The 14,616-nt window shown below is 46.3% G+C and carries 14 protein-coding genes; 6 read left to right on the top strand and 8 right to left on the bottom strand.

Going from position 1 to position 14,616, the window contains the following annotated elements; translation table 11 throughout:
- Window positions 1-132: 132 nt before the first annotated feature.
- From KNO79_RS07305 to KNO79_RS07340, 8 genes are all read right to left on the bottom strand, one after another.
- Window positions 133-963, bottom strand: coding sequence for a formate/nitrite transporter family protein (locus KNO79_RS07305; RefSeq protein WP_370568602.1), 831 nt, complete (start codon window positions 961-963; stop codon window positions 133-135).
- A 577-nt stretch (window positions 964-1,540) separates the two neighbouring features.
- The gene (locus KNO79_RS07310) at window positions 1,541-2,194 is read right to left on the bottom strand and encodes a hypothetical protein (protein ID WP_214690990.1); all 654 of its coding nucleotides are present in this window, start codon (window positions 2,192-2,194) and stop codon (window positions 1,541-1,543) included.
- A gap of 660 nt (window positions 2,195-2,854) precedes the next feature.
- Window positions 2,855-3,502 carry a 50S ribosomal protein L25/general stress protein Ctc gene (locus KNO79_RS07315; RefSeq protein ID WP_214690991.1) on the bottom strand — a complete coding sequence of 216 codons (648 nt, stop codon included), beginning with the start codon at window positions 3,500-3,502 and terminating at the stop codon, window positions 2,855-2,857.
- Window positions 3,503-3,667: 165 nt separating this feature from the next.
- Entirely contained in the window at window positions 3,668-5,485 is a 1,818-nt protein-coding gene (mutL, locus tag KNO79_RS07320) for a DNA mismatch repair endonuclease MutL (RefSeq protein WP_214690992.1), read from the bottom strand.
- Window positions 5,486-5,489: 4 nt separating this feature from the next.
- Window positions 5,490-8,018: a DNA mismatch repair protein MutS gene (mutS, locus tag KNO79_RS07325; protein ID WP_214690993.1), complete on the bottom strand. Its 2,529-nt coding sequence runs from the start codon at window positions 8,016-8,018 to the stop codon at window positions 5,490-5,492.
- Between the two features lie 53 nt (window positions 8,019-8,071).
- Window positions 8,072-8,503, bottom strand: a complete 432-nt coding sequence (locus KNO79_RS07330) for a YlbF/YmcA family competence regulator (protein ID WP_012726155.1) — start codon at window positions 8,501-8,503, stop codon at window positions 8,072-8,074.
- Window positions 8,504-8,561: 58 nt separating this feature from the next.
- Window positions 8,562-9,020, bottom strand: a complete 459-nt coding sequence (locus KNO79_RS07335; RefSeq protein WP_214690994.1) for a GNAT family N-acetyltransferase — start codon at window positions 9,018-9,020, stop codon at window positions 8,562-8,564.
- Between the two features lie 10 nt (window positions 9,021-9,030).
- Window positions 9,031-10,497 (bottom strand): phytoene desaturase family protein, encoded by a 1,467-nt coding sequence (locus KNO79_RS07340; RefSeq protein WP_214690995.1) that lies wholly within the window; start codon window positions 10,495-10,497, stop codon window positions 9,031-9,033.
- A 138-nt stretch (window positions 10,498-10,635) separates the two neighbouring features.
- Between KNO79_RS07340 and KNO79_RS07345 the strand changes: the two genes are divergently transcribed.
- The 6 genes from KNO79_RS07345 (at window position 10,636) to KNO79_RS07370 (ending at window position 14,616) form a co-directional block, all read left to right on the top strand.
- Entirely contained in the window at window positions 10,636-11,136 is a 501-nt protein-coding gene (locus KNO79_RS07345) for a hypothetical protein (protein ID WP_214690996.1), read from the top strand.
- A gap of 39 nt (window positions 11,137-11,175) precedes the next feature.
- A complete protein-coding gene (locus KNO79_RS07350) occupies window positions 11,176-11,697 on the top strand; it encodes a DNA topology modulation protein (protein WP_074037933.1) in 522 nt (173 codons plus the stop codon).
- On the top strand, window positions 11,694-12,044 hold the full coding sequence (locus KNO79_RS07355; RefSeq protein WP_214690997.1) for a VOC family protein: 351 nt from the start codon (window positions 11,694-11,696) through the stop codon (window positions 12,042-12,044). Before KNO79_RS07350 ends, KNO79_RS07355 begins: the two co-directional genes overlap by 4 nt.
- Window positions 12,045-12,204: 160 nt before the next feature.
- The gene (locus KNO79_RS07360; protein ID WP_214690998.1) at window positions 12,205-12,714 is read left to right on the top strand and encodes a P-loop nucleotide/nucleoside kinase family protein; all 510 of its coding nucleotides are present in this window, start codon (window positions 12,205-12,207) and stop codon (window positions 12,712-12,714) included.
- A 124-nt stretch (window positions 12,715-12,838) separates the two neighbouring features.
- Window positions 12,839-13,606, top strand: coding sequence for a transporter substrate-binding domain-containing protein (locus KNO79_RS07365; RefSeq protein ID WP_214690999.1), 768 nt, complete (start codon window positions 12,839-12,841; stop codon window positions 13,604-13,606).
- Entirely contained in the window at window positions 13,603-14,616 is a 1,014-nt protein-coding gene (locus tag KNO79_RS07370; RefSeq protein ID WP_214691000.1) for a pyridoxal phosphate-dependent aminotransferase, read from the top strand. The genes KNO79_RS07365 and KNO79_RS07370 overlap by 4 nt, the downstream gene beginning before the upstream one ends.

The following is a 14,616-nucleotide window of genomic DNA, read 5'->3' on the forward strand; positions in this document are numbered from 1 at the left end:
TATATAGATTATGGCATGTGTTTTTCTCGATGGTCACGAGTCGATATTGTGACAGTTTACTTGTGGCATACGATAAAAAAGAGCCTCGTCTTCGATAAGACAAGGCTCTACGCTACATGTGACAAACATCATTTATTTAACCGCTTTTACAACTTTTAATTCGACTTCTTCCTCTAATTCTTGTGCTTCACGGAGACCCTTCGAGTTGAGCCACGTATAGATGGCTCCCATGAAGAGCGCTCCACCGATAATGTTACCGAACGTTGCAGGAATCAAGTTGTGAATTGCACCTGCCATGCTAATCGTCTCCGGGTGTGGGACGACGAGCGTCAAGGCGAACAAGACGAAGTTGGCGATGACGTGGTCGAATCCTGAAGCGAAGAAGACCGCGACAAGGAAAATCATCGAGAAGATTTGAGCGAACTCATTTTTCATTTGTTTCGGTAAGAAAATAGCGAGACAGACCATCCAGTTACAGAAGATGGCGCGGAAGAAAATTTCGACCGTCGTATGGTGCATTTTCCCCTCAACAACGGAGAACAACCAGTTGTTCATCCCGAGTTCTTGGATGACGCCAGTCGGTGCAAGTAGTAACGCAAATAGGATTCCCCCGAGTGCGTTCCCGACGAAGCAGAGCAACCAGACGAGCATCGTATCACTAAGCGTCGTATAACCGCGAAGTGTCGACGTTGTGAAATACATCGTATTCCCCGTGAACAATTCGGCTCCCCCATAGATAATCATGACGAGCGCGATCCCGAACGAGAAGCCTCCAATGAGTGTCGTGAACGGAGATTCCGCTAAATACATACCGTTGACGACTTTCAACGTGAAGATTGAAGCAAAGCCGATAAAGATCCCGGCTAACATCGCCCGTAAAAAGTATTCCATTGGACGATAATGAATCATTTGCGAGGAAGCCTGTGCTTTTTTTCGTAATGATTCGAGTGCATGGATTTCCATTGATGCCATGTCACAAACCCTTCTTTCTGAATAATTAAATAGGAAAGTATCAGTTCTAATATGTGAAATCATTAACAATATAAACTGTACAGTCTCTGTTGGCAATCCTGTCTTGCATGAATTGACAGAGTGTTCACATCGTAATCGTTTACATATGGCGGATTTGTGACAAAGAAAAATTCTCCCTATTTTCGGGAGGATAGCATACTTCCACATAATGAAGAAACAGAGTAGTTAACCATCAAAATCAACCGTATTCGGTTCAATTTAATTTCACCAAGCTACATACCGCACGAGATAGAGTCTCGTAATATTTCATCTAAAATAAAAAAAACGGCGCCCAAAACAAAAATGAAATACTTCGATGAGTTTCTCATATAACATTACTTCTCCTTAAAATTCACTATATTTAATTTGAACATAATATGGAAATTTTAAGCTGTTTAAGAGCCATCAAAAAAATCCCTCACTTTGAATTATGTCTCACAATCCATTTTCAGGTAGTCAGAAACATTATTCAACATTTTGAGGGATACTAAGAGTATCGATAGAAATAGTGAACTGTATACTATTTATTTTAGAAGCTATATTTTTTATTATAGGAATCGCTGAATTTTGCTCCTACGCTTTGTCCGCTAATGTTTACTCCTAGTAAATGATATCCTTGAATTTTAATGGATACGCTTCTTTTATTCGCAGAAATGTTTTTAGCAGACGTTGTTTGATGCCAACTTGATGGGAAACCATTACTATTCGACTTTACAGAAGTTATTTTACTGAATTTTTTTGTTGACCCTGAACCAGTATAAGTATACTCGAAATCAATATACATGGTTTGTGGTAACCACAATGAGTACACCCAACGCAATTCTTCAGCAGAGCTCCACTTGATACGATCAGTGCCACTTTTAGAGGCTGCTGCTTTAGCATAAAATGAAGGTGATGCAGAAGGTACAATCCCTAAGCTAAATAATGAATCTTCTTCTTTTTCTCGATTTAATTGATCAACTTCCCAAGCACGTACAGCATTTTCAAAATCCTCATATGAATCAAAGTTAATGCTAGATACTCCTTCAGGTACTTCTTCTGCCTTAACAATTTCTACATGACTACTCTCACTTGAAATTTTGTTGCTCAAATCATCAATATCTCCGCTGGCGGATACAGATTGATTAAATAAGCTAAAAAATAGCGCAGTGGACAGTGTACAAAAAGCAAGTTTGTTCTTCATCACTATAAACTCCCCTTGTTTTTTCCAATTATTTTAGTAAAATGTTAGTATAACATAGAAAATAGAAATCAGATGATTAAAATACAAAAAAATCATAAAAAGGATGCGATTCCCAAATGTCAAAAGGTGGTTCCACATTCAACTTTAAGGTATTTTCTCTTAGTTTTATTATTGTAATGATACTTTCTTTCATTCCTCAGATTGGGATTAGAGAAGAGGGACCCTACATATACTATGGATTTCCAGCTCGTTGGTTAGGTAACCTAGGACAAGGAGATTACAGTTTTGAACTATTTGGGTTGCTGTTTAATTTAGCTCTCTTATATTTTTTATTAATATTCATAAAAAAAATAATTGGAGCATTCAAAACAAACTTTAAAATAAATAAGAGAAATGGTTCCAATAGCTAAAAAATGGGTTCCAAAAATGAAAAGCGTGTGCAATTTACAATAATCAGATGTTCCATGTATTGATCCGGGATTATCATTTCTATGGTGAAGAATCATAATATTAGTTGCATCACTCTAAAGCGAACTCAAAAATGCTACATCACTTTCCTCACTTTGATCTAAAAGTATTAAGTTCAGATTCGTTTGGACAATAAAACAAAGGAGCATCACCCCATCTAGGGATGATGCTCCTTTTTTATAATCGAATTGCTTATTCTTTATCCTCAGTCGATTCTTCAGCTTCTTCAGAAGAAGCTTCTGATGCTTCCCCTTCAGTTGAACCTTCTTCCGATTCTTCGTCTTCAACTTCTGCAACCGGCTCATTCACAGAGGCGATGTGCATATCTGGTTCCGAGACGATCGTGTACGAGCTGTCTTCTGGAAGATCCGCTACGGTCACCGAATCGCCGATTCCAAGCTCTGATACATCGAGTTCGATACGTTCAGGGATGTTGGCCGGTGTCGCAGCGACCGTCACTTTATAAAGTGACTGGGCAAGATATCCGCCTTCTTTGACGCCTTTCGCGTCGCCAACAAGGACGATATCCGCTTCGACTTCTGTCTCTTCATCCATCTTCACGGCCATGAATTCGACGTGCTGATAGAAGTTTGTGAACGGGTCCGTTTCCGATCCGTGCACGAGCGTGTTGATTTTATTTCCATCGTAATGGAGTTCAATCAAGGCATTGTCACCGTGGTCTCGAAGAATTTTACGAAGGTCCATCTCGTCAAATACGATTGGCGTGCTGTCTACTTTGTAGCCGTAGACGACGCCTAACGCTTTTCCTTCCTTACGCAACTTCGTGCGCAGTGACCGTGGGCGTAATTCTCGTTTTGATACTTGAAGTTTGTTCGTCATTTTCTTTTCCTCCTACATTGATATACATTTCATGTCGACATCTTGAGGGTGAGGCAGTGAAAAAGCCACCTCTCAACCTCGATGCGTTGAGTGACATGTGTATAGTTTTCCCATGAGGACTCGTAAATAAACGTTACATCGTGTTAAAACAAGGTAACAAGACGATTACATAACGCGTTTAAATAACTTTTCAAGCTCATACGTGCTCCATTTCACAAGAATCGGTCGCCCGTGCGGACACGTAAACGGAGACGTCGTACGACTCAAATCATCAATCAATTGTCGCATCATCTCCATATTGAGTGGATGATTCGCTTTGATCGATCGTTTACACGCCATAAGGATCGATGCTTCTTCTCGATATTTCGCAATGTCGATTGATCGCTGTTGAATGGCCATCTCCACTAGATCACGAATCGTGCCTTCTAAGTCATGTTGCGGATACCATGTCGGAATCTCACGGACAAGGAACGTGTTACCCCCAAACGGCTCTAACGTGATGCCTGCATCCGCTAGAAGCGGGAGCACTTCTTCGATAGCGAGCGTCTCTTCTTGCGTGAACTCTAACGTCAGCGGAATCAACAGAAGCTGATACTCTTTTTCTGGACGTCCTAACTGCTCATAAAACAACTCATACTTGATGCGTTCCTGGGCAGCATGTTGGTCCATTACGTACATCCCGTCTTCCGCTCCACAGATGATATAACTTGAATGCAGTTGTCCGATGACGTCTAACGCCGGTAAACGCTCCGACTGATGTACAGGCTTTTCGACCTGTTTTGGTTCAATCATCTCTGGCTCCGGTTCATGAACGAGCGGCGCCGGATTCCACTGGGAAGGAGACGTGAGCGACTCTTTTCGCTCCCGAGGAATCGGATAGTTCCACTCGACGGTGTCTGCTTGTTTAGGTTGCGGCTCCATCGAAAAGTCGAGCTTCGACTGTTCGGACGGTGTCACACGTTTCGGCTTCGGCTCTTGTTTCACAGACGGAATGAGACGTTGCTCCCGGAGCGTCAATTGAACGGTCTCTCGAATGAGCTGGCACAATTCTTTTTCTTTCGACAAGCGTACTTCACGTTTCGTTGGATGGACGTTCACGTCAATCAACATCGGGTCCATCTTCACTTCGAGCACGGCAATCGGATAACGACCGATTGGTAAGAGCGTATGATAGCCCTCGAGCACGCTTTGGGTCAGCGCAAAGTTCTTGATGCTTCGACCGTTTAAGATGAGGGTCACATATTGTTTGTTCGAACGGGTCACTTCCGGGCGCACGAGATGCGCGCTCAGTGTATAGTCGTTCGTCTTGCTCGACGCCGTGACGATTTGTGCGGCGACTTGGCGACCATAGATGGCGAGCATAACTTGTTTCAAGTCCCCATTCCCGTTCGTTCGCAACAGTTCTTTCTCTTCATGAAAGACGGTGAAGCGAATTTCCGGATGGGACAGCGCCAAACGGTTCAACGTATCGGTAATGCTCGCAAGTTCTGTCGCCGATGTCTTCAAATATTTCAGACGGGCCGGTGTGTTGAAGAAGAGCTGACTGACCGCGATTTCGGTCCCGACATTCGTCGCCGCCGGATTCGTCTCTTTGACGACACCGCCTTCGAGCGTCATCTCAAAACCATCCTCATCTGCTCGCTTCGACTTCAACGAGACGTGACTGACCGACGCGATCGAGGCGAGTGCCTCACCGCGGAAACCGAGCGTCCGAATCCGGAACAAGTCGTGCTCGTCCCGAATCTTACTCGTCGCATGTCGCAAGAAGGCTCGCGCCGCGTCTTCTTCATGGAACCCATGCCCGTTGTCACGGACTTTGATGAGACGGATGCCCGCCTCTTGTAAGTTGACATCCACTTTCGTCGCTCCCGCATCAATGGCATTTTCGACTAATTCTTTGACGACGGAAGCCGGTCGTTCGACGACCTCCCCGGCTGCGATTCGGTTCGCGAGTTGTTCAGGTAACTCTCGAATGATTCCCATCGACTCACCCTTTCTTTGCGGTCTGTTGCAGTTCATACAGCGCCTGCATCGCTTCGATTGGATTCATTGCCAACAAATCGAGTTTGAGCAGCTGTTCTCGAACGGCGTCATTCGACTCGAACAGCGACAACTGGCTGACTTCTTCCACTGAAGGTGGAGCAGGTTGCTCGTTCAAACTCGGTTTCGTTGCTTCCGACTCGAGTTCTGACAGAATCGTCCGGGCCCGGTCAATCAATGAATCCGGAAGTTCAGCCAATTCCGCCACATGAATCCCGTATGATTTGTCGGCACGTCCTGGGTGTACTTCATGGAGGAAGACGACTCGCCCATCCCGCTCAATCGCCCGGACATGAACATTCTCAAGTGTCGGAATCGAATCTTCGAGCACTGTCAGTTCATGATAGTGCGTCGAGAAGAGTGTCTTCGCGCCGATTGACGAGGCGATATATTCAACAATCGCCTGTGCGAGCGCCATTCCGTCATACGTCGACGTTCCGCGACCAATCTCATCTAATAGAATCAGACTATGGTTCGTTGCCTCGGTGACGGCTTGTCGCGTCTCGGTCATCTCGACCATGAACGTCGACTGTCCGCTCACCAAATCGTCAGCCGCACCGATCCTTGTGAAGATGCGGTCAAAGAGCGGGAGTTCCGCCGCTTCTGCCGGGACGAATGAACCGATTTGATGAAGGATTGCAATCAAGGCAAATTGACGCATATACGTCGATTTACCGGACATGTTCGGTCCGGTGATGAGTAACATTTGACGCGTGTCGTCAAGCGTCAAGTCATTGGCGACATACTCACCTCGAGGCAAGACCGTTTCAATGACAGGGTGTCGTCCTCGTTCGATTTGTACATGCGTCGCTGTAACCGGACGCACATACTCCCGTTTCTCGGCCACGACGGCAAGGGCGAGGAGAACATCCAACTCACTGAGTGAACGGGCCAATTGCTGAAGGTCCTTCGTGTACGTCTTCACTTCTTCGCGGAGTTCGACAAACAAGTCATATTCGAGCGTACAGCTCTTCTCTTCCGCTCCCAAGATGAGGGCTTCCTTCTCTTTTAGCTCAGGCGTAATGTATCGTTCCGCATTCGTCAACGTCTGCTTCCGCTCATAACGCCCTTCTTCGAGCAACTTCGCATTTGCTTTCGTCACTTCCAAGTAGTAACCGAATACGCGGTTATACCCGACCTTCAACGACTTGATGCCGGTCGCGATGCGTTCCTGTTGCTCGAGGTTGGCAATCCACGATTTCCCGTTCGCTTTCGCTTCTAACAGTTCGTCGAGCTCTTCCGAATATCCGTGACGAATCATCCCGCCCTCTTTCGTCGAGATGGGAGGTGAATCGACGAGGGCAGCCCGGAGCTGTTCACTCAACGTCTCGAACGAGTCGAGATTTTGTTCGATTTGCTGCAAGCGATCGGCTTTCACCGTTTGTAAAAGTGACCGGACGGCTGGCATCCGTTCGAGTGTGTCGCGTAGTTGGACGAGGTCTCGCGCATTCGCCGTCCCGTACCCGACTTTTGCGACAAGGCGTTCGATATCGTAGACTCGCTTCAGCTCTTCTTGTAGTTGATCGCGCAACATGAAGTCGTCCACTAAGTTCTCTATGGCGTCCTGTCGCTCTCTGATGCCTTGCTCTGTATAGAGTGGCTGTTCGAGCCAACGCTTCAACAAACGACCGCCCATCGCCGTCGTCGTCTCATCAAGGAGTGAAAGGAGTGACCCTTTCCGTTCTCCTGAACGAGCCGAACGGAACAACTCAAGATTTCGGGCCGTATTGGCGTCGAGCTGCATATGCTGTTCGATCTTATAGACGACAGCCGGTTGCAAGTGATCGAGTGAACGTTTCTGTGTTTTCGTGAGATAGGCGAACAACAACTCAAACGCCGAGCGCTGTGCCTCATCTTTCGCACCTTGTGCGAGCGGACTCTCCCGCTTGTCCACTTGAATCGAGAGTGGGATCCCGGTCTGACTTAACAAGTCGGCTAACCGTTCATCCTCGACGATGACCTCGTTCGGGAGCAATCCTTCGATTTCCCGTAAGACGGCCTCTTCTGACGAGAGCGTCGTCAACCATGATTCCCCCGTCGTGACGTCACCGCGAGCAATTCCGAATCGGCCTGCGACGTCCGAGATGGCGACGAGATATCGGTTCTCTTTTTCACTAAGTGACGCCATATATGTACCTGGCGTGATCACTTGGATGACTTCCCGTTTCACGAGCCCTTTCGTCGCCTTCGGATCCTCCGTCTGTTCACAGATGGCGACATTAAAACCTTTTTCGATCAACTGTTCGATGTAGATTGCCGCGGAATGGTGCGGGACGCCGCACATTGGAATCGGATGCTCAGCCTGTTTCCCATTTTTAGAAGTAAGCGTGAGCTCTAACTCTTTCGCGACAATTTGTGCATCTTCAAAAAACAACTCGTAAAAGTCGCCGAGTCGATAGAATAAAAAGGCGTCCGGATAGTCGGCCTTGATGGAGAAATATTGTTTCATCATTGGTGTCTGATGGACTTCTTGCATGTTGATTCACCTCTAGAAAGTACAACAGCTGACCATCGGCCAGCTGTGTCGTTTTAGTATCCGCAGCCGCCGCGTGCTTGTTCAGCCGCCATGCCGCTCCCTGTCTTCCCTGCAAGGACGTCGCCGTCCGTCGATTCGATGATGCGGTCCGTCACGGAGTTCGCGAGCGTGACCGTCACGTATTGAAGCAAATCGTTCACTTCGACTTGTGTTTCTTGGAACGCTTGAACGACCGGAATCGAGTCCAGTTCTTCCATCGCTTTATCAATCTTTTGCTCGACTTTCGCAAGTGCTTCCGTCTTGCCATAGTGCTTACAGTTGACGGCTTCTTTTTGTAAGAACTTGATTCGTTTAATCAACGTCTGTACGCGGTCACTTCCGTTCACTTTCGCTTCCGCTTCCTTGAAACGCGCCACTTCTGGTGTTTGTGCTAATACGTCTGCCAATTCTCTTGCTTTTGCAATTACTTGTTGATCGGTCACCATTGTAAACCCCTTTATGTCTATAATGTAATCGTGCTCAATGGCACGTGAATGTTCTTTCTCATTCTAACATGAACGATTCGGAAACGGTACTAGCGGGATTCGTTGATTCACGTAACATATCGACGTGTGGAATACTGTCTTCTTGATACACATCACTCGTCCGTTTGAAGCCAAACGATGCATAAAAAGATTCCACATACGTCTGCGCTTGCAGATATAATGTCTCATGTCCAAAATCTTTGATTGCCGCATCCATCAAAAGGCGGGAATACCCCTTCCCTCGATGCGTCGCTTTCGTGACGACACGTCCAATGGCGACCGGAGATGCTTCCGTCAGCACGCGAAGCGCAGAGACGATCTCTCCATCTTCTTCTATCCAATAATGGATGGCTGCTACGTCCTTTCCATCCACCTCTTGGTACGGACAGTTCTGTTCGACCACGAATATCTCAGTTCGTAATGCCAGTAAGCGATACAATTCCATCGTTGTCAGTTCATCAAACGCTTTTTTCTTCATCAGTATCCCCCTAATCAATCGTCACCCCGAGTGCCCGGGCGACATGTAATCCGCTCGTCATCGCGCCAATCGTCCCCGCTCCTGGAAATACGGTATCCCCGCACACAAAAAAGTTCGGCAAGTCGGTGCGATAACTTGCAGCGCGAAAGAGCGCCTGGCTAGGAGTCTGCGCATAACCTCCGACTGCCCCATGCGGTCGCTTCGTATACTTCACCCATGCCCCGGGTCCACCAGGAAGAAGTAGTGACGACTCGCGGTCCCAAGCGGGAAAAGCAGTTGCGACGACGTCGACGAGACGATTGGTCCAATCTTGCTCTAGTTTCTCATATGCCGCCCGGTCTTTCCAATGTTGCCATTCTGATAAATCGATATGTGTGGATACCGTGATGGTCCGTTCCGGTTTTTCTGTGCGCAACACGTCATCCGGCGCGGACATGGAAATGAACGCATGCCCACTCGGTAATCGCTCGTGATAGATTTGTTGAAACAGCGGTTTCTGTCGACACACATCCTCAGGCAAGACGAGGTACAGACTGAACGTGCCCCATTGTGACTGCTTCAATTGTCTGCGATATTGTCGTTTGAAGCGTCGTTGTTCTTGTCCTCTCAGAAGCTCGCTCGTCCGTTCAATCGGGATGGCGGAAACAATGACATCGACCAGTTCAAGTCGTCCTCTTCGATCGGTGATGAGCCATCCATCCGTCACTCGTTCGATGGATTGGACGTCTCTCCCTAATTTCGTCTCCCCACCAAACGTCCGAACGGCGCGCTCTAACGCATGAGCCAATTGATACAGTCCACCTTCCACATAGTACGCTCCTTCGTGATAGACTGACAGCGCCACTGCACCGAGTAAATGACTCGCTTCTTTCGCACCGGTTTGCAAACTGTCGAGCAGAACGCCATCGATAAATCGCTCGAACATTGTACCGCTTAGTCCATGACGGGCCAACGTGTCGCCGAGTGGACGCTGGAGTTTCATTAGCGCTGTGATTTGATTCGGCCGGAATCCTTTTAGTGCATAGATCATATCCGAGACCGTGCAAAGTGGAAGAGCGGGCAACTGCTGAAACAATGGACGAATCTTCTCAAAATCGCCCCACACTTCACGATAGAATGCATGAATCGCCTGACTGTTCTCAGGGAAAGTGCGACTAAGCTCTTCGAGTAGATGTTTGCGGTCGCGATAGTAAGTGACGGTGACGTCAGGCAGTTGAATGTCCATCACCTCGTCCAGTAACGTCACCTCGACCGATTCGCCCAATTTCTGAAGAACCCGCTGATGGACCCCTCCTCGTTCGAATCCCATACCGAGCGTTGCCCCTGCAGGAAACAAATAGTCACCCCGTTGAAACTTGCCGGCACACCCACCCCATTCACGCGATGCTTCTAATACAATCACATCATGCCCTTTCTGCTGCGCGAGCGCAGCTGCAGTCAAACCCGCAACGCCTCCACCTATGACCCCGATTTTCATGTACATCCCTCCTCTTTATATCATACCTGCTCCTTTACAAAATTGAAGAAATGAATCGGTTTTTGAGATTAGGGATGTCTTTTAAAGGGTTCCCATTCTCTTATGCAGAAATAGTTTACAGTCTGAAAAGGTAAGGTGATGAAAATGCGTAGTCGTGTCATGGTTTATTTATTGATTCCTATCCTCATCTTTATTGGTATACTGATTACCCCACCTTCCGAGGAATCGCTCAAGCTCGCGACGATGACCGTCGTCAGCATCCAGGAGATGATTCCTTACGAAAAAGAGTATACGGCACAGAAAGTGCTAGAAGAACGATCAATGGACGACAAATCAGCCACCATCGAAGAATGGCGTCTCGAACAAGGGGCGAGAACGTCTTATAGTTATGTGCTCAGACTGAGAGGATTTGAGCATGTGACACAGATTGATGCAGGGGCAGCCAACACGAGATCGGACGGCTATTACGCGATGCAGGCGCATAGCCCTATCTTTGAGACGGATAAGCCGGTGTCCACGAACTATCCGATTGTCGTGTTCAGTTCGGAACAACGTCTTGTTATCGGACAGATGGACGTCCGGGTCATTTACGAAGAGGACGGTCAATTGAAGAAATGGATTGTATTGGAGGATGAATAAGAGTAGATGAGCAGCTTGACGATTGATAGCAATCTAAATATGAAACGCATCATGATCATCGGTTCTGGTGGTGCGGGGAAATCCACACTCGCCCGTCAACTAGGTGAACGATTACATCTCGATGTCTATCATTTGGACGCTCTCATGTGGAGACCGGGATGGGTGATGGCACCGAGAGAAGAACGAATCGACATCCAACAACAACTCGTGAAGAAGGATGAATGGATTATCGATGGAAATTTCGGGAATACCCTTGATTTACGACTACAGGCAGCGGACACTGTCATTTTAATCGATCTTCCACGCATCGTCTGTATATATCGCGTCCTCAAGCGAGTTGTCCGATATCGTGGTACGACACGACCTGATATGGGTGCATCCTGTGAGGAAAAACTCGATTTCGCATTCCTGAAGTGGGTTTGGAATTTTCCTGACATTCAAAAGCCAGAGATGGTCAAACGAATCAAACAATATTCTCACGAGAAACAGATCATCGTCTTAAAATCTCGGAAAGATGTTGAAAACTTCATTCATCAAATGAAAAGGCAGGAGTTTCTATGAACCCTATCCTTCACAAAATCGGTACCATTTTCATTCCGGTAAGTGATATTCAAAAAGCGCATGACTGGTATTGTGATTTATTTGATCTTTCAACAAAAGGAGAGATCTTATTCGACCATTTATATGTCATTCCATTAGAGGGTACGAACCTCGTTTTAGATAGTAAAATCTACTCAAAAGAGAACATCATCCAGACACCGCTGTTTCACTTAAATACGCACGATATTCATCAAGCTTATTCTTATATGACTCAACACGACATTGAGGTCATCACACCCATCGAGCACGAACATTGGTACAATTTTAAAGATCTTGATGGAAATGTCATCATGGTATGCAAATGTTAACATCGGACCAAACCTTTAATCAGCCATATCAGGTTATTCAGGTCGCTTGTATCGAAGATTACATTGAAGAACTGAGCCATTATAACAAGTAATTCAAGTTGTATGAGAAATAAGATTTACTCCTACTTAGATAAGAGGTGATCATCTGTTTTTTCTTCAAATGTTTGGAACACTTGGATCAGGAAAATCTACATTAGCTAAGCGAATCATCCAACATGTACATGCGGTCGTCATCGATCATGATGTTTCAAAGACCTCCCTACTCCATACGCTTCCTGATGGTAACTTCTCAGATGGAGAAATTGGGAAGATGGCTTATGATGTCGATTGGTCCCTCGCCGAGTATCACCTATCACTTGGACAAAACGTCATTCTCGACAGTCCTTGTCTCTATGATGAAATGCTCGATAAAGGGATAGCGATTGCCACCAATTACGGAGCGACTTATCGTTATATCGAGTGTCGTCATGAAAATTACAAAGAAATTAACGCACGACTTCGAAACCGTGTCAGACGACCGAGTCAAATTGATCAAATTTCGTATGAGAATTGGTCTAAGATGAATGAACACTGCAAAAGGCCTACTAACCATCCATACTTACAAACCTATACGATGGACAATCGGGAACTTCCGATTGAGCGAATTATGTCGTATCTTTTGGAAAACTAAGAAGAGAACGCTTTCATATAGGAAGTGTTTCTTTTTTTAATGATTTTTGTATATTTATTCTTTACAATTAATAATCATACATATACACTTAGTCTCATCTACAACAGGGAGGCATTATACAAATATGAAAAAATGGTTATTAGCAGGAACACTTATGATGAGCGCAGTATTACTCGGTGCATGTAGTCAAGAGACAGAAGGTGAAGCGACAGAACAAAAAACGCTCGTCATGGGGACGAGCGCCGATTACTTCCCATACGAATTCGTTGATACGGCAAACGGGGATGCGATTGTCGGATTCGATATTGAAATCGCAGAGACGATTACAGAACGTCTCGGTTACGAATTGAAGATTGAAGATATGGACTTCGGTAGCTTACTTGGGGCCTTGAACAGCGGGCGTGTCGACTTCGTCATGGCCGGGATGACGCCAACAGAAGAGCGTAAAGAGAATGCGGACTTCTCAGACATCTATCTATCCGCGACAAACTTGATCATGACAAAAGACGAGTCCCTTCAGGCAATCGAAGATTTGTCTGGTAAGAAAATCGGTGTCCAAACGGCTTCGATTCAAGAAAATATCGCTAAAGAACAAGCTCCAGACGCTGAACTCGTATCGTTGAACAAGATCCCTGAAATCGTTCAAGAGTTGAACACAGGTCGAATCGATGCAATGGTCATCGAAGACACGGTAGCACAAAAGTATTTAGACCAAGATGACAGCTTCTATACATTCGCTTTGAAAGAAGATGGCGAAAAAGGATCGGCTGCTGCCTTCAAATTAGATGATGAGTTACGAAACCAGTTCAACGAAGAGTTGAACAAGATGATGGAGTCAGGTGAAATCGATGAATTGGTGAAAAAATGGTTCTCGCTGGAGCCAACTGAATGAGACAAGTCGAGCTACCGATCTACCCCGTCGTTTATCCGACGGGACATCGGTTAAATCAAAATGAAAGTCAGTTCCCGTTACCTGACCGTATCAAGAGTCAGCTTGATTCGTTGACGTATCATGACTTACACGAATATCCGGTCGAACCGATCAATGAATTGTTCGAACGCTACGCTGCGTACGTTGGCGTCACACCCGAGCAATTACTAGTCGGTTGTGGGAGTGATGAGATGATTCATGTCGTGACGCAAGCATTGCTCGCACCACATGACATCGTCTTGTCTCCGGCACCTGACTTTTCGATGTATCCAATCTTCACGACCATCGCACACGGTCATCATGTTCAAGCCGTTGATTTATCATATGAAGGAATGGTAAAGGCGATTGAGACACATCATCCAAAACTTCTTCTCCTATCGAATCCGAACAATCCAACCGGAAAGCTGTGGACCGTAGAAGAGTTGACGCATCTCGCCTCACTCGTGCCGTACCTCGTGGTGGATGAGGCGTACATGGACTTCACACCGAATGACAGCATGATCCCGTTTATCGCGAAGCATCCGAATCTCATCGTCCTCCGTACGATGTCAAAAGCGTTCGGATTGGCAAACGTCCGAATCGGATTCATGGTGACGAATAGCGAGCTCGCACATTACTTCCGTCAATTCATACCTCCATTTAACATTAGCGGGGTGAGCGCGAAGATTTGCAACATCTTCTTAAAAGATGCGACTTATCTTCACGAAACAATCGAATGGCATGACAAGATGCGTCAAAAGTGGGCGCAAGCCTTTGAATCCATCGGTCATGTCCTCCCTGCATCGACAAACTTCTTGTATATCGAGTTAGAACAACCTGAAGCAGTGTGGGCCCATTTGACCGACTTGAACATACACACGTCGAAACAACCTACGGGGATTCGGATGACGATTGGTGATGAGACGGCGCTTCATCTTGCATATACAGCTATTCAGAAATACAAGCAATCAAGTCATGTCAAAAACTCCTGA

Origin of the sequence: Exiguobacterium sp. s43 (genome assembly GCF_018617255.1) — a bacterium.
GTDB classification, from domain to species: Bacteria; Bacillota; Bacilli; order Exiguobacteriales; family Exiguobacteriaceae; genus Exiguobacterium; species Exiguobacterium profundum.